This is a genomic window from Eubacterium multiforme (assembly GCF_030813415.1).
Taxonomy (GTDB): domain Bacteria; phylum Bacillota; class Clostridia; order Clostridiales; family Clostridiaceae; genus Clostridium; species Clostridium multiforme.
In genome coordinates, this window is the sequence record NZ_JAUSUF010000002.1 from 154770 (window position 1) to 177776 (window position 23007).

A 23007-nucleotide genomic window follows, 5' to 3' on the forward strand; every position below is an offset into this window, starting at 1 on the left:
GAAAATTTAACTTTTAAAATAATAGTAGGTAACTTTACTTTAAATTTTTAATATTTTCATCAAGCTTATCTAAATACTCTTCTAAGCATAGACTATTTTTCATTATTTTCTCTGCATGTTTTTTACCTACATATCTATAATGCCATGGCTCATAAGAATATTTTGTTATATTAACTTTATCCTTTGGATATCTTAAAATAAATCCATATTTATAACAATTTTTTTTAAGCCATCTAGAAGCTTTTGATTTCTCAAATCTATAATCTAAATTACTATTTTCCTTACTTAATATATCTATTGCTAATCCAGTTTCATGCTCACTTGCACTGGGAGGAGCTGAATATTCTAATGTAGCTTTTTTGCCTTTTCTTTTAACATTTGAGTTAAACAGAGTTACTTGGGTTTTATGAGTACGATATCCTGAAGCACCAAGTAAAGTAATACCCTCTGATTTAGCATCTTTAAACATTTTGGCTGCATTTTCAGCTACAGTTTTATTTAATTTAGTTGTAACTATATAAGGTAAAAATGGAAGATTTGATTCAACAATATCCTTTGCAACATAATCATCCTTTAGGAGATGAGTTTTATTTACTAAAAAAAGATAAGGATCATTTCGTTCCTCTTCTAAAGATGCTAATTCATTTTGTAATGAGTTAGTATTTGAATTTACGATATTTGTTTTTTCCTTATTATTAAAATAAATTCCTATTAAAATGACAAATATTATAATACCAATTATAAATACTTTAAAATATTTTGATTTTAACATATATAAGTCCCTTCTTAAATGAATATTTCACTTAATATTACCATGAATGGTTTTAATATACAATAATACCTTTTTGTTAAATAGTATAAATTTTGTATAATATAAATATAGTTATTTTTTAAACAATAAAAGTAATATAAAAATTTTATTATGTATGGAGGGTATAAAATGAATTCAATAATTACTGTTATAGGTCAAGATAAAGTAGGAATAGTTTCAGCTATAAGTGCTGAACTAGCTAGATTAAACATTAATATTTTAGATGTAAATCAAACAATAATGAATGGAAATTTTACAATGTTTATGATTGTAGATTTAGAAAAATGCAATTGTAATTTTAATGAGGTTAGTAAGTGTCTTTCAAAAATAGGAGATAATTTAAATGTAATAATTAAAATTCAAAAGGAAGAAATATTTAAAACAATGTATACTATTTAGATTGGAGAGATTATTTTGAATACAAATAATATATTAGAAACTATAAAAATGATTGATGAAGAAAACTTAGATATAAGAACAATTACTATGGGAATATCTTTACTTGATTGTATAGATTCAAATGAAAAGGTTCTATTGGATAAAATATATAACAAAATAACTAAATCAGCAAAAGATCTTGTAAAGGTAGGAAATGATATTGAAAAAGAATTTGGAGTTCCAATAGTTAATAAGAGGGTATCTGTTACTCCAATATCAATAATTGGAGGAGCTACTAATCTCCATAGTTATGTAAATATAGCTAAGACTTTAGATAAAGCAGCAGAAGATTTAGGAATAGATTTTTTGGGTGGATTTTCAGCATTAGTTCAAAAGGGTTATACAAAAGGAGATAAAATACTTATAAATTCAATTCCAGAGGCTTTAGCAAATACAAATAAAGTTTGTGCATCTGTAAATGTTGGCTCTTCAAAGGCAGGTATAAATATGGATGCTGTTAGAGATATGGGGAAAATTATAAAAGATACGGCAAACCTTACTAAGGACACAAATGGCTTTGGATGTGCTAAGCTAGTTGTTTTTGCAAATGCAGTTGAAGATAATCCATTTATGGCAGGAGCTTTCCATGGAGTTTCTGAAGGAGAAAAGATAATAAATGTTGGAGTTTCAGGACCTGGCGTAGTTCAAAGGGCACTTGAAAAAGTTAGAGGAGAATCCTTTGATGTTGTTTGCGAAACAATAAAGAAAACAGCATTTAAAATTACTAGAATAGGTCAATTAGTTGGAACAGAAGCTTCAAAAAGATTAGGAGTTCCCTTTGGAATTGTTGATTTATCATTAGCACCAACTCCTGCAATAGGAGACTCTGTTGCTCATATATTAGAAGAAATAGGTCTTGAAAAAGTTGGAACCCATGGAACAACAGCAGCTTTAGCTTTATTAAATGATGCAGTTAAAAAAGGTGGAGTAATGGCTTGTAAACATGTTGGTGGATTAAGTGGTGCCTTCATACCAGTATCTGAAGATGCAGGTATGATAGATGGTGTTTTAGATGGTTCATTAAATATAGAAAAACTAGAAGCAATGACTTGTGTATGTTCTGTTGGATTGGATATGATTGCAATACCTGGAGAAACCTCTGCATCTACAATATCAGCTATTATAGCAGATGAGGCAGCAATAGGTGTTATAAATAATAAAACAACAGCAGTAAGAGTTATTCCTGCACCAGGTTCTAAGGTTTCTGATATGATAGAGTTTGGTGGACTTTTAGGAAGAGCGCCAGTAATGAAAGTAAATAAATTTAGTTCAGATAAATTTATAGCAAGAGGTGGTAGAATACCTGCACCTATACATTCTTTTAAAAATTAACATAATAGTTTAAGTTAAAATAATTATTTATTAATAACAATTTAATGCTATAATATCTCTATATAAAGGAGGTTTTTTCAAAATGAAAAAGTTAATATCTTGGAATGTAAATGGAATTAGAGCCTGTGTAAAAAAAGGCTTTTTAGAATATTTTAATGAAAGTAATGCGGATATCTTTTGCCTTCAAGAAACTAAACTTCAAGAAGGTCAACTAGATTTAGAATTAGATGGCTATTATGAATATTGGAATTACGCTGAAAAGAAAGGATATTCAGGAACAGCTTTATTTACTAAAGAAAAGCCACTAAATGTATTATATGGTCTAGGAATAGAAGAACATGATAAGGAAGGAAGAGTTATAACAGCCGAATTTAATGAATATTATGTTGTAACTGTTTATACTCCAAATTCTAAAGAAAAACTTGCAAGACTTGATTATAGAATGAATTGGGAAGATGAATTTAGATCATTTTTAAAAGAACTTGAAAAAAATAAGCCTGTTATAGTATGTGGTGATTTAAATGTAGCACATAATGAAATAGATCTTAAAAATCCTAAAACAAATAGAAAAAATGCAGGTTTTAGTGATGAAGAGAGAGCAAAGTTTAGTGAATTACTAAATAGTGGATTTATTGATACTTTTAGATATTTTTATCCAGATTTAGAAGGTGCATATTCTTGGTGGTCTTATAGATTTAATGCAAGAAAAAATAATGCAGGATGGAGAATAGATTATTTTCTAGTATCAGAATCTCTTAAAGATAGACTTGTTGATGCAAAAATACACACAGAAGTTTTAGGCTCTGATCATTGTCCAGTTGAACTAACAATTAAATAATTAGAAATTATAAGAAATAAGAGTTAATATTCTCTTATTTCTTTTTTTACGTAACTTACATATCTTTTTAGAATAATATATATTAATAAAATAAAATTTAAATAAGGAGTAAGTAAAATGAAGAAAAAGAATATTTTAATTCTAAAATATTTTAGTTTTGCGTTAATTCTTTTTGTAGGCTTTATAGCAGCTCCTTTTGTATTTAATAAATTTTCTTTTAGTTATTTCAGTAATCCAGTTTTTTGGGGTGGAATTTCTCCATTGATTTTTTTAGCACCAACAATTCTTTTTGCATTATTTGAAAGTGAGGAATAGTTTAATTTGGAATGTTAGTTTTAACATTCCATTTAAAATTTAGGTTATATTTTGTTAAGAAGTTATTTTATATAACCCTTTAGAATTAATTAAGCAGTGAGATAAATTTTATTATCTATTCAGAAATTAAAAGTAAATTTTAATTTCTTCTAATATTTCTTCATGTAACATATTTAAATAATTTAATTCATGATTATATTTACCATATAAATTATTTGCTATTTTTTCACAAGAAGTAATAAATTTAATATATTCATCTTTAGATAATAAATTTATTTTATCAGAAATATATTTTGGAAAATGATATTCATCATCTGTAAAATATCCAGTTAATTCTTCTTCTTTTAATGAATTAATTATTTCTTTTACAATAATTATAATATCGTCATTTGTAAAGTTATTCATAATGTAAAAATCCTTTCTAAATATATTAATAATAATTTTATCATAATAAATATATATTATAAAGAATACCTTAATATAGAAGACATAATAACTCATAATAAAAATAGAAAATAAAAGAGGAATTTAGTATTTTTTATCGAAATAGTAAAATGAGAATACATTTACTTTTACAAAGGTTAAGACTAGGAGGAAAGATTACTGTGGGTAAGGTTATAGGATGTTCAATAATACTTAAAGATGATTTTAATAATGTATTGATTTTAAAAAAAGGGAATAAAAAAGACGCCAAAGGGTGGAAATGCGTAGGACGATTAAAAAAGGGAAGAGAAACAAATGAAAAATGTATTATAAATGCAATTAAAGAGGATTTAAATACGTTAGTATTTGATTTAGAAGTAATAAAGGAATTTAATTTATCTAATGATGAAGGATCAATTCTTATATATTCTGGTAAAATAAAAGAATATATGAATTTAGGTAAAAAGGTTTGTGAAGCTAGTTGGATAAATGAAAAAACAATTGATCAATATGATTTTATTGATGAGGAAAAAGAAATTCTTTTAGACTATTTTAAATCAAATAAATAATATATTACTAAAAATTTTAAAGCTAAATGGTAGGAAATCATTTAGCTTTTATTTTCTGAATAAGTTAATCATACAAGGTAATAATAAAAATAATCAATAATATTTCCTTGGAAATATATGGAAAGAAGGCTAGGCATGTTATATTTAGTTATTTTCTTTGCAAAGATAATAGAAGTTTCCTTAACAACTGTAAGAACTGTCTTACTAACTAGGGGAGAGAAATTATATGCATCTGTAATAGGTTTTTTTGAAGTAATTATATGGTTAGTAGTAGTAGGAAATGTTTTGCAAAATATTCAACAGGATCCTATAAAGATTTTTGTTTATGCATTAGGTTTTGCATGTGGAAATTATGTAGGTTCAATTATTGAAGAAAAGTTAGCTATAGGACTTGTAACTTTTAATATTATAACTACAAAGGAAAATGAAGATAAAATATTAAAAGCTTTAAAAAGTGCTAATCTTGGAGTTACTGTAGTTTCAGGAAAAGGATATGATAATGAAAAATCAGTTTTAATAGTACACGCTAAAAGAAAGAGAAAAGGTGAAATAGTAAAATTGATAGAAGATTTAGATATTAAAGCTGTAATATCAATAGCAGATACAAGAACAGTATATGGAGGATACGGCTTAAGAAAATAAATACTATATTTAGTAAAATGACGTGAGGTAAAATGCAAGATGATAAAAATACGTATTGATAAAAATAATTTAGGTGAACCAATATTTAAAATAAAAGTTAACGAAGATAAGATAAAAGAAAACAGATTATTATATAGAGGTATTTTAGGCGGTAAAAAAATTTCAGGATTATATAATTTTCAAATACCAATGAAGTATTTTGTGCCAATATATAATAATTTAAATAAAGATAATATTACTTTAGATACAAGAAGTATACTTTCATTTTTAGAATTTTCAGATGAAATAGAGGATACTTATTATTATTCAGTTATTGCAACTCCTAAATATATGAGAAAATGGAGAGAAGAAAGATGCCAAAACATATACAAAATAACTATTGATAAGGAAACTAAAGAATTAGAAAAAAGAATTGCTTTTAAGAAAATAGATGTTTCTATTTAGTATTTTTATTATGGAGGGGTTTATGAAAAATTTAGTAGAAAATTTAAAAGAGGATATATATAATTCGAAGGAAATAAATATAAATGATATAAGTAACAATTTAAAGGAAGATACTGCCCTAATTGTTATAGATATGGTAAAGGGATTTTATAATGAGGGGTTACTTGCATCTAATAGAGTAGAAAATGTTATTTTACCTATAAGTAACTTAATAACTAATATGAATGAATGTAAGAAAATAGTATTTATTGATAGCCATACTAAAGATTCAGCAGAATTTAATTCTTATCCTGTTCATTGCGTTAAAGGTAGCAATGAAGAGAATTTAATTGATGAAATAGAAGATTCTTTAAAAGAAGATAAAAATTATAAAATAATAAAGAAAAATTCTATTAATGGATTTCATTCTTTAGATTTTCAAAAATGGCTAGAGAAAAATAAATCTATTAAGAACTTTATTGTTGTAGGGGTATGTACAGATATATGTGTAGAAACATTTGCAATATCATTAAAAACTTATTTTAATGAAAACAACATAAATAAAAGAATTGTGGTACCTATAAATTGTGTAGAAACTTATTCCTTTGGAAATCATAATGGTGATTTTATGAATGTTGTATCTTTATTTAAGATGCAGTCTAATGGTATAGATATAGTTAAAAGTATAATAAGCTAAAACTTTAAGTTTTAGCTTATTTTTAAAAATCCACCAATACAAATTCCTTTAGAGTTTATACTATGACCTATATCATTTGTTTTAATTAATGGAATATTTTTAGATGAGCATATATTTATAAAAACATTTTCAAGTTCTTCCCATTCATTTTTAATAGCTATTTCTGTAAATTGTCCTAGTACAATTCCGGTTATATCATTAAATACTCCAAGCATTTCATATTGAGCTATAAAACTTCTTATCTTTGTTATATCTCCACCATTACTTTCTAAAAATAATATTTTATCTTTAAATTCAGGCATATATTTTGTACCAGCTAATTTTAATGTACATCTAATATTTCCACCAACTACAATGCCAGAAAACGCCCTCTTAATTAACCATTTATATTTCCATGAAGAAAATAAAGATTCATTAGTATTTTTATTTATAAATGTATTATAAAAATTTTCAAGTCCTTCATTAGATAAAATCGTTTTTATATTATAATAATAGGACTTCTTATTTGAGTTTGAATAAATAGAATTTAAAAGTACAGATAAATCACTATATCCCAAATAAATAGCATTTGAATTCTTTATTAAATCAAAATCTAAATAAGGTAATATTTCATTACATAAATCTCCACCTGAGATATCAAAAATATATTTTATATTTGGATCTTCAAATCCTTTCATAAGTTCCTTTGCTCTAAAGATACCAGAAGAAAATTCGTAGTCTTCTTTAATTAAGCCCTCTGATAAGATTACATTCAATTTAAATCCTTTTAATATTGAAATAATTTCATTTAAAATTTCTTTATGTTTCTTTTGTAATTGGTTTGAAGAGGCTACTAAAAGAACTTTATCATTTTCTTTAAGTTTCATATTATCACTCCAATTCATATTATTATTATGATTATATACTAAAACTTTAATAATAGGTATAAATTTGTTAGAATAAGAGTAGTTAATTGTTATAGAGGAGCATTAAAAGATGAATTTAATTACATTAGAAAATATAAATAAAAGTTACAGTGAAAAAACATTACTTAAAAATGTATCCCTTGGAATAAATGAAGGAGATAAAATAGGGTTAATAGGTATAAATGGTGCAGGAAAATCAACATTTTTAAAAATAGTTGCTGGAAAAGAAGATTTTTTTGATGGAACAAGAATCCAAGGTAAAAATGTTAGAATTGAATACCTATCTCAAGATACAAAATTTAATGATGATTCAACTATTTTAGAACAAATCTTCAAAGGAGAAACAGAAGAAATGAAACTTCTAATGAAATATGAAGAAGTTTTAGATAAAATTCAAAAGGGAGATGTATCATTAAATGATACATTAATAAAATTACAATCAAGAATTGATACTCAAAATTTATGGGATTTAGAAAGTGAAGCTAAAAGTGTACTTAACAAACTTGGAATAACTAATTATTCAGAAAAGATGGGTAATTTATCTGGAGGTCAAAGAAAACGTGTTTTCTTAGCTTCAGCACTTATTACTCCCTGTGAACTTTTAATATTAGATGAGCCTACAAACCATTTAGACTCAACTTCAATAGAATGGCTTGAAGAATATTTAAACAGTAGAAAAGGTTCACTACTTATGATAACCCATGACAGATATTTCTTAGATAGAGTAGCAAATAAGATAATTGAATTAGATAGAGGAAATTTATACTCTTATGAGGGGAATTATACTAAGTATTTAGAAAAGAAAATAGAAAGAATAGAAACTGAAAAAACTCAAGAAATTAAAAGGCAGGCACTTATAAGAAATGAATTAAAATGGGTTAGAAGAGGGGCAAAGGCTAGAACTACAAAACAAAAAGCAAGACTTCAAAGATTTGAAGAACTTACAAGTAGAGAATATATAGAAAATAATACTGATATAAAAATAGGCTGTGTTGGAACAAGACTTGGTAAAAAGATAGTAGAAGTTGAAAACATAAGTAAAGCTTACGGTGATAAAGAGCTAATAAAAGATTTTACATATATTTTTACAAACTCAGATAGGATTGGTATAGTTGGACCTAATGGAGCTGGAAAAACTACTTTTTTAAATATACTCCTTGGAAATATTGAAAAAGATAAAGGATCAATAGAAATTGGAGAAACAGTTAAGTTTGGATTCTTTTCACAGGAAGGTAAAGAACTTAATGATAAAGAAAGAGTAATAGATTTTGTAAGAGAGGGAGGAGAATATATACCAACAACAGATGGTGAAAAAATAACTGCCTCCACATTATGTGAAAGATTTTTATTTGATGGAACTATGCAATATTCTCCAATAGAAAAGCTATCAGGAGGAGAAAAAAGAAGACTGCAATTACTTAGGGTTTTAATGGAGTCTCCAAACTTCTTGATTTTTGATGAACCTACAAATGATTTAGATATTGAAACATTAAAAATACTAGAAAATTTCCTAGATGAATATTTAGGTGTTGTTGTTGTTGTTTCCCATGATAGATATTTTTTAGATAGAATTTGTAATAAGATTTTTTCTTATGGAAATAATGGAAACATAACAGTATATCATGGTAATTATAGTGATTATTTAAATCAAAAAGAAAGTAGGGAAGATGATAGTATAGTCCCTTCAAAAATTAAAGTAAAAAAAGAAAAGCCTAAAAAAGAAAATAAAGCTCCAAAGTTCTCATTTAATGAACAGAAAGAGTTTAAAGAAATAGATGGAATAATAGAAAATTTAGAACTTGAAATAGATAGTTTACAGGATGAGATAGATAAAAACTCAACTAACTATTCAAAACTTCAAGAACTAATAGAAAGTAAAGAAGAAAAAGAGATGATACTCCTTGAAAAATATGAAAGACAAGAGTATCTAAATAGTATTGCAAAAGCCATAGCAGAATACAAAAAACAATAAAATTTAGGAGTGAATACTACTTTGGAAATAAAAATATCACTAAAAGGGAAAAGAGATTTTTTAAGAATTTCAGGAGATAGAATTGATATTTTAGATTTTGAAATGGATGGAATTAAATATAAACAAATTAGAATATTTAAAAAAGGCTTCTCTAAATCACAATATATTGATTCTAAATTAATAAATTGGATAAAGGAAGTTAAATAAGAAAATTTTAAGTTTCTTATTTAAAAATGAATTATTTTAATTCATTTAACATAAATATTAATGTAAAGATATATATTAATATTTAAATATATCTTGTGTAAAGACACTTACAGCACAAGGATAATAAAAAATGTGTCTTGTTTTTATAAGGAGTGAGTTACTAAATGCCCTTAAAACTATTAAATAAATTAAAGGATGAAATTATAAATATTGATTCAGATATTTATAGAGAAATTTATGCAGATTCTTATGATGAATTTTATAATAATGAAAGTAATTGCTCTAAGGAGTTAGAAAATTTATATAATCATATCTTAAATATGTATGAAAATAAAGAAGAGGAAATAAATTTTGAGATTTTAGATAAAGCTCTTAAAGAAAACTTTGAATTTACAATGAAAATACTATTCTTTTCAAGAGATATAAAAGATGGTCTTGGAATGAGAAGCCTTTTTAAAAGAGCAATTAAATATATAGGAAACAATTATAATGAGGACCTTAACGTTAATTATATAAAATTAATTCCTATTTATGGAAGATTTGATGATTTATATTCTCTTTTTGATACACCTTTAGAAAAGGAAGTTTTAGAATTATTTAGAGAGCAAATACATTTTGACTTAAATAATGATAATCCATCTAATTTAGGTAAGTGGCTTAAATCTATAAATACTTCATCAGAAGAGAGTAGGAGACTTGCAAGAAAAACAGCTGATGGACTTAATTTATCCTATGAACATTATAGAAAAACATTATCAATCCTTAGAGGAAAAATAGGAGTATTAGAAACAGATTTATCAGAAAATAAATGGAATGAAACTAAATATGGAGATGTTCCATCATTAGCATATAACAAATATAAAAATGCTTTTGAGAAAAATGATAACAAAAGATTTGAAGAATATAAACATATAAATAATTTAAATAACAAAGACAATTTAAATAGTTTAGACATAAGTGTATTTATAAACATATTAAATAATATATTTAATGAAAACTATAAAATTGGAGATAGTACTAAATATGAAAATTCAATAATTGATATAATAGATAAATATAATTTAGAGTCAGAAAATTATATTACAGCTATAACATTAGATGAAAGTGATATAAAAAGTAAAAGTAGATATTTATTGGAGGCTTTAAGTTTTTCTTTATTTTATCTTTATAATAATACTGGAAGGTTTAAAGATTATATAATTAAAACAAAAGATGTTTGTAATTTAAAAAGAATTAAGCCTAAGGATATTTTAGAAAAAATAAATGATATAATAAATAACTCATATAGTAGCAAGATAAATATAGAAAGTATTTTAGATTTAATCCTTTTTGCAGCTATAAAACACAATATAAATGATGAAGATTTGCCAAGTGGACTTTTATTAATTGTTCATGATATGAAAGAATTATTTAATGGTAATTTATGTTCTGATGAAGACTATATATCATTTTATAATAAAATACATGAAAAGTGGGAAGATTCAAATTATACATTACCAGAAATAAAAATATTAATCTTAAATAAAGGATCTTTTAAAGTAAAAGAAATTAATGATAACTTTAAAATTATCCAAGGTTCTGGAAATGAATCTTTTAAATTTGTAATAAATTCAGATAATGATATTTATGAAAATGAAAGATTTAAAAATTTAAATGATATTTTAACTTGTGAAAGATATAAATTAAAATAAATAAAAAGTTATCAGTATAAACTTTATGCTGGTAATTTTTTTTGTTATATATTTCTATAATGTCAAATATGTTATAATATTTATATAATTAATTTTAAAAAATAACCTTTTTATGTAAAAGTATAATTTTTATGAAAAGGTTTAAATAATTCTAATAAATTATTTAAAAATATTTATTTAAAAATAAATTTAATTTAGAAAGGATGAATAACTATGAAGAAGATAATAAATAATCCTGAAAATGTTGTTGAAGAAATGATAGAAGGTATGATAAAAGCTTATCCAAAAGAGTTAAAAAGAATAGATGGATTTGAAGTAATTACAAGAATAGATTCACCAGTAAAAAATAAAGTTTCTCTTATAAGTGGTGGAGGTTCTGGACATGAACCAGCTCATGCAGGATATGTTGGTAAAGGGATGCTAGATGCTGCTGTAATAGGTTCTGTATTTACTTCACCAACTCCAGATCAAGTTTATGAGGGAATAAAAAACACAGATTCTGGAAATGGAACATTATTAATTATAAAAAATTATACTGGAGATATAATGAATTTTGAAATGGCTCAAGAAATGGCTCAGATGGAAGGGTTTAAAGTCGAATCAGTAGTTGTAGATGATGATGTTGCCGTTGAAGATAGTCTTTATACTGCAGGTCGTAGAGGAATTGCAGGTACTGTATTTGTTCATAAAATAGCAGGTGCAAAAGCAGAAAAAGGAGCATCATTAATTGAAGTTAAAGATGTTGCTGAAAAAGTTATTAAAAATGTCAGAAGTATGGGAATGGCACTAACTCCATGTACAGTTCCAGCAGTTGGAAAACCAAATTTTGAATTAAAAGAAGATGAAATGGAAATAGGAATAGGAATTCATGGAGAACCTGGAACACACAAAGATAAAATTAAGACAGCAAATGAAATTGTAGATATTTTAACTGAAAAGATATTAAATGATATAACTATAAATTCAGGTGATGAAGTAGCAGTTATGGTAAATGGTTTAGGAGCAACTCCTAATATGGAATTATATATTGCAAATAATCATTTAAATGATATATTAGATAAAAAAGGAATTAAAATTTATAAAACATTAGTAGGAAATTATATGACATCTATTGAGATGGCTGGGATTTCAATTTCAATTTTAAAATTGGATGATGAATTAAAAGAATTATTAGATGCAGAGTCTAATACTGTAGCTTTTAAAACAATGTAACTAATGAGTGAAAAGGTTTTAATTTTGGAGGTAATAAATAATGAGTTTAAATACAGAAGGTGTTAAAAAAATAATATTAGCAATGAATGATGTAATAAATGATAACAAGGAAGAGCTTTCAGAACTAGATGCTGTTATAGGTGATGGAGATCATGGGCATAATATGGCTAAAGGTTTTTCTAAAGTAAAAGAAGATTTAGAAAATAATTCTTATAAGGATATAGGAACTTTACTAAAAAAAGTAGGAATGGATCTTGTATCAAATGTAGGTGGAGCATCAGGCCCGTTATACGGAACTGCATTTATGAAAGCAGGAGCTTCTTTATCAAATAAAGAGGAAATGGATATAAATGATTTTTCTATTTCTTTAGAAGAAGTAGTTAAGGGAGTTAAAATGCGTGGAAAAGCTAATATTGATGATAAAACAATGATTGATGTGCTAGAACCAGTAAGCATTTTAATAAAAGATTTAATTGAAACTAATGATGATAAAAAAGATATTTTAAATAAAGCAGTGGCTAAAGCTTATGAAAGAGTAGAGCATACAAAAGATATTATAGCAAAAAAGGGAAGAGCAAGTTATTTAGGAGAAAGAAGTATAGGACACAAAGACCCAGGTGCTCAATCAAGTTACCTTTTAATTAAATGTATTAGCGACAATATATAAAAAGATTATATAAATTATTTGTAATAAATTTTTGTAAAAATACTAAAAATAATTTAATGGGTTGGTAGGTTCAATATTTTAATAAAAGAGTAGGAGATTTATATGGTAGGATTAGTTATTATTTCACATAGTAAGAAAGTAGCTGAAGGAGCAATTGAAATTGCAAAACAAATGGCTCCAGAAGTAAAAATGGTAGCAGCAGGAGGTACAAAAGACGATAGAATAGGAACTGATATAGATATAATATTAGATGGAATAAATGAAATTTGGAATGAGGATGGAGTTTTAGTTTTATTTGATCTAGGATCAGCTCTTATGAATGCTGAAATGGCATTAGAAATGCTTGATGAAGATAAACAAAAAAATGTTGAATTAGTTGATGCTGCATTAATTGAAGGAACGATTTCAGCAGCTGTAAGTAGTTCTATTGGAAAAAGTAGAGAAGTCATAAAAAAAGAACTTCAAGAATTAAAACTTAATAAAATAAATTAATTAATTTTATTAAGTAGAGCTTTTCAAGTATATAATTATATGATTTAATACAATTAATAACGATATTAAAAAAGAACAAAACCAAGTGTGAGAACATATGTTCTATTGCTTGGTTTTGTTCTTTTCATGTTTTTTTATATGAAATATTGATATTTTGTATAATTTTGTTAATTTATTAGGATTTATTAAGATAAAAAATTTATATAAGTGTACTTTTTCGGGTCTAAGAACATATGTTCTTGTATCTAGAAAAGTTTATTCGATATCTTTTAATCCTTCGAATAATTCATTAAATGATTTTTGAATTTCACATCTACCATAAGATAATTCCTTATTTTCTCCAAATTCAAGTAAAAAGCATTTAGTTAATTCTTCAACGGTTATTTCTAAGGCTGTAAAAAATTCATTATATGCAAAATCATATTCAGGAGTATCTTCTTTGAAATTAGAAACAATTAAAGATTCTGTAACTTGATCAAGTGGATACATTTTTAAATGAAGTAATTCGTGAACAATTACTTCCTCAAAATTTTCGTTTCTGGGATTAGCACTATTAAGGAGAAGTATTGCTTTTCTGTCAGTACAATCAATTTTAAAATCACCTGTTTTTCTCCAATTAATATCATCAACAAATTCTAGTTTTATATCCCAAGAAGGATATAGGCGTAACTTTTTGCACCAAAATTCAAATAATTTAAATAGTTTTTCATCTTCCATTTTCAAACACCTTCTAAATTTATTTAAGTTACTTTGTATATACTTTAATTATAAATTAGAATATTTTTATATTCAAATTAATTTATAGTTATAGTTGAATATTAATGGAAAGTACTATATAAATTATATTATTAAATAAGAAAGCTTTATAAATTGGTTTTAGCTTATAGTATTTAAAATTATAAAAATAACATTTAAAATTTTTCAAAACCACATGGATTTATTCTGAAAAAATATTTCTAGAAAATTTCAAGGGTATAAATACTAGAAAATAATAAAAATAAAATTTAAAAAAACAAATAAATTGAAATAGTTAGATTTATATAATCTGTAGAACTTTCGAGCTAATTTTACTTATAAAAAGATGTGAAATATTAACTTAAAGTAAATATAAAAGGTTTAAGATTAAATTTATTAGGGTTTCTTAAAGATATGATTAAAAAAATAATAAAAACTACGTGAAATGATTATTTCACGTAGTTTTTTGAACAATAATAAATATATTATTACAAATACAGTTTAAATTTTCAATTAATTCATTTTTATAAATAAGCTTTTCGTTAGAATCTACATACGCTTTACTATAAACTTGATATATAATATATCCAGCTGATCTAATTTTATCTTTTTTATTTTTTTGCAAATATACATTTATAAATTCTCTAGAAAATTGTTCTATTTTACTACCTAATATTGTAGTTTTATAATATCTATTTAAAGCAGTTTCCTTAGTTTTAATTCTTATCTTTCTATAATCACGTTTGTTTTTAGCTATAGCTTGTGCTTCATATCTATTTCTTGATAATCCGCATTCTTTTATTAATAATTGACACCATCTAGTACTTTTATTAAAAAGCTTTCCTATTTCTTGAGGAGTATAATTATTGTTAAATAAAATATAGATATCTCTTATATATTTTATATATGGTTTAACTTTATTTATCTTATATAATTTTTCTAGTATGATAATATTATATAATTTGATAATAAATATATTTATGTTAAAATTAATTTAACGTATTAAATTAATAGAAATTAGGTGTTAAAATATGCAATATGATTTAACAGAATTAAAAAGACAAGAAAGTATTCCTAAAATAGTTATTGAATTTTTAAATTATTTAGAAACAATACGAGGTAAATCCGAAAATACAATATATTCATATAAATCTGATCTTAGTATGTTTTTTAGATTTTTAAAGTTATATAGAGATGATGCTTCTAGTAAAAATATTGATTTTAATGATATTGTAATAAGTGATATAGATGATAAGTTTATTAAGGATATAAAACTATCCGAATTATATGCTTTTATGAGTTTTTTAGAAAAATATAGACATAATAGCACTTATGCTAGAGCAAGAAAAGTTGCTTGTTTAAAATCATTTTTTAAGTATTTACAAAATAAAGCTAAAGTTATAGATGAAAATCCAGCAGCAGAACTAGAAAGTCCTCAAATAAATAAAAGGCATCCTATTTATTTAACTTTAGATCAAAGCATACAATTATTAAATTCAATAGATAAAAAAAATAAAAATTATTATAGAGATTACTGTATTATAACCTTTTTCTTAAATTGCGGAATGAGATTATCTGAACTTTGTAATATTAGATTAGATAAAATTTCTGGAGATACTTTAACTATAATAGGTAAAGGTAATAAAGAAAGAACTGTTTATTTAAATGAAGCTTGCCTTAAAGCTTTAGATAATTATTTAAAACATAGAGATCTTTCTAAAGTTACAGAAGAAAATAAAAAATATTTATTTTTATCTAACAGGGGCACTCCTATATATAAAAGAACAGTTGAATTAATGGTTAAAAAGTATACTAAAATAGCTGGATTAACAGATGAAAAATATACTCCTCACAAATTAAGGCATACAGCTGCTACATTAATGTATAAGTATGGAGATGTGGATATAAGATCGCTTCAAGATTTATTAGGTCATGAAAATATATCAACAACTCAAATATATACTCACGTTGATGATGATACTTTAAGGGAAGCTGTAAAATCAAATCCTTTATCAAAAATTTAAAAAGATATGGTCAAAAAAATATATGACCATATCTTTTTTGACTTTATTCTATAAAGAAAATTTATGTACTATATAATAGGATCTCCTAAAATTTCTTTAAGGGAAGTTAATATTTCTTTAGAATCACCATCATATACAATTAGTACTCTTCCCTTTCTATAAAAATGAGGTTTTACATTCCAAGTCATAGGGTTACCGTTAATTGCTGAGCCGCTATCTGTTATTGAATTCATATCTTTTTCAAGTGTTCCCTTTTCATCAGGACCATATTCATATAAAGACAACTCCCCTCCTTTTATTTTTATATTTTCTTTATTTACAGAAAAAATCTTCATATTTTTATTTTTTGAAGTATTATTTTCTTCTTTAGATACTTTAGGATCAAATCCTTTTGCTTTTAAGTCTTTCATAAATTGATCTTTAGTATATTTTGCTTCTGTTTCATCAAATTTCTTTTTAACTTCTTCTGTAGTATTTTTTAAATCTTCTTTACCTTTTTCAACGGCATTTTTAGTGTCGTTTGTACCCTCTTTAACTGCATTTTTAGTATCATTAGCCATTTTATTTGCTGCATTACAACCGATAAATGAAACTGATGATGCGATTATGCTAGCTATTAGAACTATTTTGCTTAATTTTCTTCTATTCATGTCACATCTCTCCTAATATATTATTTCAATATTAGTATTCATTTAATTTAAATATTTTATTCTAAAATAAAAGGATATGTTTTAAAATAACTATTCAGCTAAAACATGCCTAACTAAAAAGAAGTAGATAAATTTATCTACTTCTTTAATAATTTTAATTTATTTGTTTTTCTTTATTATTTTTCTAACACCTGGAAAGATTTCTTCTGTTTCTTCTTCTAAATTATCTTCTAAAAGATCTGCATCATCTAAATATTCAACAAATTCAAATGCATCAACATATTCATCATCTTCATTTTCCTTTGAAATATTTTCATCTTCATTTAGATTAATTGCTGAATAAGCTTCTTTTAAAGCTTTTTCAAGATCTTCTTTATCAATAGTTGGATCAATATTTTGAGCTTTAGCAATCATATTTTTCCACTCTTCTTCTAATAATTTATTTTCTTCAACATTCTTAGCTATATCTTCAATTTTTATAGCTCTTATATCTACTCCCTGGTCTTCTAAACATTTACCACAATTATCACATATTTTATTTTCGTATAAATCGCAATAATCATCTTCAGTATATTTTTCTTTCATTACTACACCACCTTTTTAAGTGTATAAAATCAAACTACATTATAACAAAATAATATCATAATTTCAAATAGAACATACGTTTCAAGAACATAAGTTTGATATCTTTTTATTCCTATGATATAATTATTTTAAAGAATGTGAGGTGCTATACAATGTTAGAGAGCAGAGATAAGCAAAGTCAAATATATGAGTTTTTAAAAAACTATACTGAAAATAAAGGATATCCACCATCTGTAAGAGAAATTTGTGAGGCTGTAAGTTTAAAATCTACATCAACAGTACATGGCCACTTAAAGAGATTAGAAAAAAAAGGCCTTATAAAGAGAGATCCTACAAAACCAAGAGCTCTTGAAATTGTTGAATTTTCACAACCAAAGCGTGAAATGATTAGTATTCCTATAGTTGGGAATATAACTGCTGGTACTCCAATTCTAGCAACAGAAAATATTGAAGATACATTTACTTTACCAATTGATTTTGTTAAACATAATAATGAATTATTTATGCTTAAAGTTAATGGAAATAGTATGATAAATGCAGGAATTAATAATAATGATTTAGCTATAATTGAAAAAACTCAATCTGCAATTAATGGAGATATAGTAGTTGCTTTAATAGATGATAATGCAACTATTAAAAGATTTTTCAAGGAAAAAGATCATATAAGACTTCAACCTGAAAACAATGCTATGGATCCTATAATAGTTAATGATTGTAAAATATTGGGTAAATTAGTTGGAATTTTTAGAGCGTATTAAAAAATAAATTTAAAGCACCATTTAAGGATTATATAAATCTAATCTTTAAATGGTGCTTTTGATTTTTAACTATTTAAAACTCTGTTTAAAGCAATTAATATACCTATTTTAGCATGGTCAAATGTTAATCCACCTTGAATATAAGCAATATATGGTTCCCTAATTGGAGCATCAGCTGATAATTCAATAGATGAGCCTTGTATAAATGCTCCTGCTGCCATTATTACTTCATCTTCATATCCTGGCATTGGAGTTGGTATACAATGTACAAAAGAATCTATAGGAGATCCTTGTTGTATTCCTTTAATAAATTCGATTAATTTTTCTTTATTATTAAATATAACAGTTTGTACTATATCAGTTCTATCTTCATTAGATGCTGGTTTTGCATTAAATCCAGCAAGTTCCATAACTCTTGCACAAAATATTGAACTTTTAACAGCTTCAATAGTAACATGAGGTGCTAAAAAGAATCCTTGAAGAAGTGTTCTCATAACTCCTAAAGTTGCACCACACTCTCCTCCTATTCCAGGAACAGTAAGTCTAAATGCAGCATTTTCTACTAATTCTCTTTTTCCTACTATATAACCACCAGTTGGAGAAATTCCTCCACCTATGTTTTTAATTAAAGATCCTGCCATTAAATCTGCTCCAAAATCTGTTGGTTCTATTACATCAACAAATTCTCCGTAGCAATTATCGACGAAAACAATAATATTTTCATTTAGGCTTTTAACTAATTCTATAGCCTCTTTAATTTGATTAAGTTTTAAAGAACTTCTTGTACTATATCCAGTACTTCTTTGTATATGTACCATTTTTATTGTTGGATCTTTTAAAATAGCTTCCTTAATTCCATTTAAATCAAAATCTCTTTCCTCAATTAAATTAACTTCACTATAGTTTATTCCATACTCTATTAAAGAACCCATACCCTTTTTTCCATTTAGGCCTATTACATCATGAAGGGTATCATAAGGCTTTCCTGAAATTGCAAGTAAAGTATCGCCAGGTCTTAAATTTCCAAATAATGCAGTACCAATAGCATGAGTACCATTTACAAAGTGAGGTCTTACTATTGCAGCTTCTGTATTAAATACTCTAGCATAAACTTTATCTAGTCCATCTCTACCCATATCGTCATAAGCATAACCTGTTGTATTAGTAAAATGACTATCACTAATTCTTTCTTCTTGGAAGGCTGATAGTACTTTTAATTGATTATACTCTCTTATTTCATCTAATTTTTTAAAACTTTCTTCCACATCTTCTAATGCCTTTTTATAAATTTCAAATGCATTATTTTGAATGTTATATTTTTTTGTTACGAAATCTTCTGTAATTTTTAACATATTATCCTCCTGTTTTAAAAATAAGCACAAAAATAAATAGGCAACTAGTGCCTATTTATTAAGCGTTATCTACGTCATTATTTACAAATAGAATAGGTGTTGCGGGAGTTATTGTTGTAACTGCATGTTTATAAACTAACATTTGCTTTCCATCACAATCTAGTACTACTGTAAAGCTATCAAATCCCTTAACAAAACCTTTAAGTTTATATCCATTTGTAAGATATACTTCTACTGGAATTTTATTTTTCCTTGCACCATTTAAAAAAATATCTTGTAAATTATTTTGTTGTCTATTCATAAAATACCTCCACTCTAAATACCAATACACCATTAAATATATTATACAACTACTTCATATTAATGTCATTAGTTATTTTATTTACTATTTCTAAGTCAGTTAAATTATCTTTATTTAAAAATGTAACTCTAGGATCTCTTCTAAACCATGTTAATTGACGCTTAGCATAATTTCTTGATCCCTTCTTTATCATTTCTATAGCTTCATCTAAAGAAATTTTACCATCTAAATAGTATAACATCTCCTTATAGCCAATCCCCTGCATTGACTGCATATCTGGAGTATATCCTTTTTCTTTTAACTTTAAACATTCCTCTTCCAATCCAGAATTAATCATAATATCCACCCTTTTATTAATTCTAGAATAAAGCTTTTCTCTATCCATTGTAAGAACATAATAATAAACTTCATATGGAGATTTATAAAAATCATCTCCAGCATTAAATGAACTAAAGGGTTTACCTGTTAATTTAAATACTTCAAGGGCACGTATTACCCTTTTTCTATTGTTAGCATGTATTTCCTTATAACTTATAGGGTCTATATCCTTTAATAAATTATGAATATATTCATTACCTTTTTCCTCTGCCATATCTTCTAAAAATTTTCTATATTCTTCATCTTTAGCGGCTTCAGTAAAATCCATATTACAAGTTAATGCATTTATATACATTCCAGTACCACCTGCTATTATTGGTAACTTATTTTTAGAATAAATTTTCTTAATAGCTTCTTCTCCTAAACTCTTGTAGTCAGCAGCTGAAAACTTAGTATCTGGATTTATTATATCAATCATATAATGGTTAATACCATCCATTTCTTCTTTAGTAACCTTTGCTGAACCTATATCCATATATTTATATATTTGCATTGAATCTGCTGATATTATTTCACCATTTAATCTTTTTGCAAGTTCTATTGATAAAGCTGTTTTTCCTACAGCTGTAGGACCACCTAGAACTAATATTTTTTGTTTTTCCATATGTGAAATCATCCTTTAAACTATTCTTCTAAATTTTTTCTCTAATTCGTAATTAGTAAATTTTATAATTGTGGGTCTTCCATGTGGACAATGGAATGGGTCATCTATAAATCTTAAATCCTCTATTAACTTTATCATTTCCTGTTCATTTAAAGTATCATTGCCTTTTACAGCTGACTTACATGCCATAGTTGCAATCTTATTGTATTTTATATCTACTGTTTTACCACTACCTAAATTTTTCAAATCATCAATTATACTTAAAAATAAAGTTTTAGGATCTAGTTTTCCTAAGAAGTAAGGGACTTCCTTTAAAGCTAAAGTATTTCCACCAAAACTTTCAACCTTAAATCCAGAATTTAAAAATACATCTTTATTCTCTTCATAAAAGGACAAATCATCAATGGTTAATTCTAATAAAGTAGGTATTAATAATGGCTGAACTACTATAGTTCCTTCTTTTATATCCTTCATGTATTTTTCAAATAATATCTTTTCATGAGCTGCATGTTGGTCTATAAGATATAGTACTTCATTAAACTCCCCTAATATATAAGTTTTATTAAATTGACCAATAATTCTAAGAGGAGGAAATTTTGCAATTTTTTCATTTCTTACATCACAACTTGTATTTTCTTTAGGTATAAAGTCTTTTTCTTCATTAATATCTTTATTATAAAGTATAGAATGGTTATCATTAGATTCTTTAATAATTTCATTATAATTTAAATTATAATCATTAGAAGAATTATTTTCATTACTATAAACCTTTATATCTTTATTGTTTAACTTTTCTTTAAGTTTATTTAATTCTTCTTTTTCTTCTATTATTGCCTTTGAAAAATCTTCCCTATTATTCATTTCTTGATTTTTTTCAAAGGAATTAAATTTTACTTTATCTTCTTGAAATACTAAGTCCATTTCAATATTTTTATGACTTTCTTCATTAGAAGTAATTTCTTCTTCTGGAAGCTTAAATTCATTAAAAACACTTTCTTTAAGAGCGCTGTGAACTGCATCAAATACTGCCTTAAATACTATTCTATCATCTTTAAACTTAATTTCAGCCTTAGTTGGATGAATATTTACATCTACATATTGTGGATATATATGGATAAATAAAACAAAAAAAGGAAATTTGTTTACTGTACTAAAGGATTTAAAAGCATTTTCTACAGCTGCTACTAAAGTTTTATTTTTTATATACCTTCCATTTACAAAAATACTTTGATTATTTCTAGATCCTCTAGCTATATCTTCTTTTCCAATAAAACCACTTATAGAAATAATATCTCTATCACCTTTAAAACTAATTAAGTTATCACTTATCTTTTTACCATATATAGCTCTTAAAACATCTTTTATATTACCACTACCAAATGTATTTAAAACCTTTTTCCCATTATTATATAATTTAAAGCTAATATTTGGGTTAGCAATTGATATTCTATTTAATATATCATTTATTATAGAACCTTCTCTAGTAAAGGACTTTAAAAACTTCTTTCTAGCTGGAACATTAAAAAATAAATCTCTAACTTCAATTGTAGTTCCAATATTACATCCACAATCTTTCTCTTCTAATATTTCTCCACCTTCAATTGAAATTTCACGTCCAAAGTCACTTTCACTAGTTTTAGTTTTTAAATTAACTTTAGAAACAGAGGCTATTGAAGCTAATGCTTCTCCTCTAAAACCTAAAGTATTTATTGTAAATATATCTTCAACAGATTTAATTTTACTTGTTGCATGGGGTAAAAAGGCTTTTTTAATGTCATCTTTGTGTATACCATTTCCATCATCAATAATTTTTATTAATGCACAGCCTCCCTCTTCAATTTCAACAGTAATATTTTTAGAACCTGCATCAATACTATTTTCTACTAATTCTTTTACAACAGAGGAAGGTCTTTCAACAACTTCCCCAGCTGCAATTTTATTTGATGTGTTTTCATCTAATAGATTTATTCTATTCAAGAATTATCA

Annotated in this window: 26 protein-coding genes; 16 read left to right on the forward strand and 10 right to left on the reverse strand. The window is 25.3% G+C overall.

Annotated elements, in window-relative coordinates:
• Positions 1-34: 34 nt before the first annotated feature.
• Positions 35-772: a M15 family metallopeptidase gene (locus J2S18_RS04735; protein ID WP_307483919.1), complete on the reverse strand. Its 738-nt coding sequence runs from the start codon at positions 770-772 to the stop codon at positions 35-37.
• Between the two features lie 168 nt (positions 773-940).
• Between J2S18_RS04735 and J2S18_RS04740 the strand changes: the two genes are divergently transcribed.
• The 4 genes from J2S18_RS04740 (at position 941) to J2S18_RS04755 (ending at position 3734) form a co-directional block, all read left to right on the forward strand.
• Entirely contained in the window at positions 941-1210 is a 270-nt protein-coding gene (locus J2S18_RS04740) for an ACT domain-containing protein (RefSeq protein WP_307483925.1), read from the forward strand.
• Between the two features lie 15 nt (positions 1211-1225).
• Positions 1226-2581, forward strand: a complete 1356-nt coding sequence (locus J2S18_RS04745) for a PFL family protein (protein ID WP_307483927.1) — start codon at positions 1226-1228, stop codon at positions 2579-2581.
• Positions 2582-2663: 82 nt separating this feature from the next.
• Entirely contained in the window at positions 2664-3419 is a 756-nt protein-coding gene (locus J2S18_RS04750; RefSeq protein ID WP_307483928.1) for an exodeoxyribonuclease III, read from the forward strand.
• Positions 3420-3536: 117 nt separating this feature from the next.
• Positions 3537-3734, forward strand: coding sequence for a hypothetical protein (locus tag J2S18_RS04755; RefSeq protein WP_307483931.1), 198 nt, complete (start codon positions 3537-3539; stop codon positions 3732-3734).
• A gap of 126 nt (positions 3735-3860) precedes the next feature.
• On the opposite strand, the gene J2S18_RS04760 is transcribed toward J2S18_RS04755, so the two are convergent.
• A complete protein-coding gene (locus tag J2S18_RS04760) occupies positions 3861-4139 on the reverse strand; it encodes a hypothetical protein (RefSeq protein ID WP_307483935.1) in 279 nt (92 codons plus the stop codon).
• Between the two features lie 200 nt (positions 4140-4339).
• On the opposite strand from J2S18_RS04760, the gene J2S18_RS04765 reads away from it, so the two are divergent.
• The 4 genes from J2S18_RS04765 (at position 4340) to J2S18_RS04780 (ending at position 6488) form a co-directional block, all read left to right on the forward strand.
• Positions 4340-4726 (forward strand): hypothetical protein, encoded by a 387-nt coding sequence (locus tag J2S18_RS04765; RefSeq protein WP_307483936.1) that lies wholly within the window; start codon positions 4340-4342, stop codon positions 4724-4726.
• A gap of 135 nt (positions 4727-4861) precedes the next feature.
• Positions 4862-5368, forward strand: coding sequence for a DUF2179 domain-containing protein (locus J2S18_RS04770; protein ID WP_307483939.1), 507 nt, complete (start codon positions 4862-4864; stop codon positions 5366-5368).
• Between the two features lie 39 nt (positions 5369-5407).
• Positions 5408-5812, forward strand: coding sequence for a hypothetical protein (locus J2S18_RS04775; protein WP_307483941.1), 405 nt, complete (start codon positions 5408-5410; stop codon positions 5810-5812).
• Positions 5813-5834: 22 nt separating this feature from the next.
• Positions 5835-6488 carry a cysteine hydrolase family protein gene (locus J2S18_RS04780; protein ID WP_307483943.1) on the forward strand — a complete coding sequence of 218 codons (654 nt, stop codon included), beginning with the start codon at positions 5835-5837 and terminating at the stop codon, positions 6486-6488.
• An 11-nt stretch (positions 6489-6499) separates the two neighbouring features.
• Here J2S18_RS04780 and J2S18_RS04785 read toward each other — a convergent pair whose 3' ends face one another.
• Positions 6500-7354 (reverse strand): LD-carboxypeptidase, encoded by an 855-nt coding sequence (locus J2S18_RS04785; RefSeq protein ID WP_307483945.1) that lies wholly within the window; start codon positions 7352-7354, stop codon positions 6500-6502.
• Positions 7355-7463: 109 nt separating this feature from the next.
• Between J2S18_RS04785 and J2S18_RS04790 the strand changes: the two genes are divergently transcribed.
• The 6 genes from J2S18_RS04790 to dhaM all read left to right on the forward strand — a co-directional run bounded on the left by J2S18_RS04790 (position 7464) and on the right by dhaM (position 13634).
• Entirely contained in the window at positions 7464-9365 is a 1902-nt protein-coding gene (locus J2S18_RS04790) for an ABC-F family ATP-binding cassette domain-containing protein (protein ID WP_307483948.1), read from the forward strand.
• 21 nt (positions 9366-9386) lie between these two features.
• Complete coding sequence (locus J2S18_RS04795; RefSeq protein ID WP_307483950.1) at positions 9387-9572, forward strand: hypothetical protein; 186 nt, start codon at positions 9387-9389, stop codon at positions 9570-9572.
• A gap of 164 nt (positions 9573-9736) precedes the next feature.
• On the forward strand, positions 9737-11263 hold the full coding sequence (locus tag J2S18_RS04800) for a DUF2828 family protein (RefSeq protein WP_307483953.1): 1527 nt from the start codon (positions 9737-9739) through the stop codon (positions 11261-11263).
• A 213-nt stretch (positions 11264-11476) separates the two neighbouring features.
• Positions 11477-12475, forward strand: coding sequence for a dihydroxyacetone kinase subunit DhaK (dhaK, locus tag J2S18_RS04805; protein ID WP_307483955.1), 999 nt, complete (start codon positions 11477-11479; stop codon positions 12473-12475).
• 40 nt (positions 12476-12515) lie between these two features.
• Positions 12516-13142, forward strand: a complete 627-nt coding sequence (gene dhaL / locus J2S18_RS04810; RefSeq protein ID WP_307483957.1) for a dihydroxyacetone kinase subunit DhaL — start codon at positions 12516-12518, stop codon at positions 13140-13142.
• Positions 13143-13244: 102 nt separating this feature from the next.
• Positions 13245-13634, forward strand: a complete 390-nt coding sequence (gene dhaM, locus J2S18_RS04815) for a dihydroxyacetone kinase phosphoryl donor subunit DhaM (RefSeq protein ID WP_307483959.1) — start codon at positions 13245-13247, stop codon at positions 13632-13634.
• 255 nt (positions 13635-13889) lie between these two features.
• On the opposite strand, the gene J2S18_RS04820 is transcribed toward dhaM, so the two are convergent.
• The gene (locus J2S18_RS04820; protein WP_307483962.1) at positions 13890-14351 is read right to left on the reverse strand and encodes a hypothetical protein; all 462 of its coding nucleotides are present in this window, start codon (positions 14349-14351) and stop codon (positions 13890-13892) included.
• A gap of 1049 nt (positions 14352-15400) precedes the next feature.
• Here J2S18_RS04820 and J2S18_RS04825 point away from each other — a divergent pair.
• Positions 15401-16393 (forward strand): tyrosine recombinase XerC, encoded by a 993-nt coding sequence (locus J2S18_RS04825; RefSeq protein WP_307483965.1) that lies wholly within the window; start codon positions 15401-15403, stop codon positions 16391-16393.
• Between the two features lie 68 nt (positions 16394-16461).
• Here the strand turns inward: J2S18_RS04825 and J2S18_RS04830 are convergent, their stop codons facing one another.
• A complete protein-coding gene (locus J2S18_RS04830) occupies positions 16462-17043 on the reverse strand; it encodes a hypothetical protein (RefSeq protein WP_307483968.1) in 582 nt (193 codons plus the stop codon).
• A gap of 159 nt (positions 17044-17202) precedes the next feature.
• Positions 17203-17628 (reverse strand): hypothetical protein, encoded by a 426-nt coding sequence (locus J2S18_RS04835; RefSeq protein ID WP_307483971.1) that lies wholly within the window; start codon positions 17626-17628, stop codon positions 17203-17205.
• Between the two features lie 152 nt (positions 17629-17780).
• Between J2S18_RS04835 and lexA the strand changes: the two genes are divergently transcribed.
• The gene (gene lexA / locus J2S18_RS04840; RefSeq protein WP_307483974.1) at positions 17781-18386 is read left to right on the forward strand and encodes a transcriptional repressor LexA; all 606 of its coding nucleotides are present in this window, start codon (positions 17781-17783) and stop codon (positions 18384-18386) included.
• A 65-nt stretch (positions 18387-18451) separates the two neighbouring features.
• Here the strand turns inward: lexA and J2S18_RS04845 are convergent, their stop codons facing one another.
• From J2S18_RS04845 to mutL, 4 genes are read right to left on the reverse strand one after another with little or no spacing between them, the layout of a single operon-like run.
• Positions 18452-19738: a methionine gamma-lyase family protein gene (locus J2S18_RS04845; RefSeq protein ID WP_307483976.1), complete on the reverse strand. Its 1287-nt coding sequence runs from the start codon at positions 19736-19738 to the stop codon at positions 18452-18454.
• A 58-nt stretch (positions 19739-19796) separates the two neighbouring features.
• Positions 19797-20039 (reverse strand): RNA chaperone Hfq, encoded by a 243-nt coding sequence (hfq, locus tag J2S18_RS04850; RefSeq protein WP_307483978.1) that lies wholly within the window; start codon positions 20037-20039, stop codon positions 19797-19799.
• A gap of 49 nt (positions 20040-20088) precedes the next feature.
• Complete coding sequence (miaA, locus tag J2S18_RS04855) at positions 20089-21021, reverse strand: tRNA (adenosine(37)-N6)-dimethylallyltransferase MiaA (RefSeq protein WP_307483979.1); 933 nt, start codon at positions 21019-21021, stop codon at positions 20089-20091.
• A 15-nt stretch (positions 21022-21036) separates the two neighbouring features.
• Entirely contained in the window at positions 21037-22998 is a 1962-nt protein-coding gene (gene mutL, locus J2S18_RS04860; RefSeq protein ID WP_307483982.1) for a DNA mismatch repair endonuclease MutL, read from the reverse strand.
• Positions 22999-23007 lie beyond the last annotated feature (9 nt).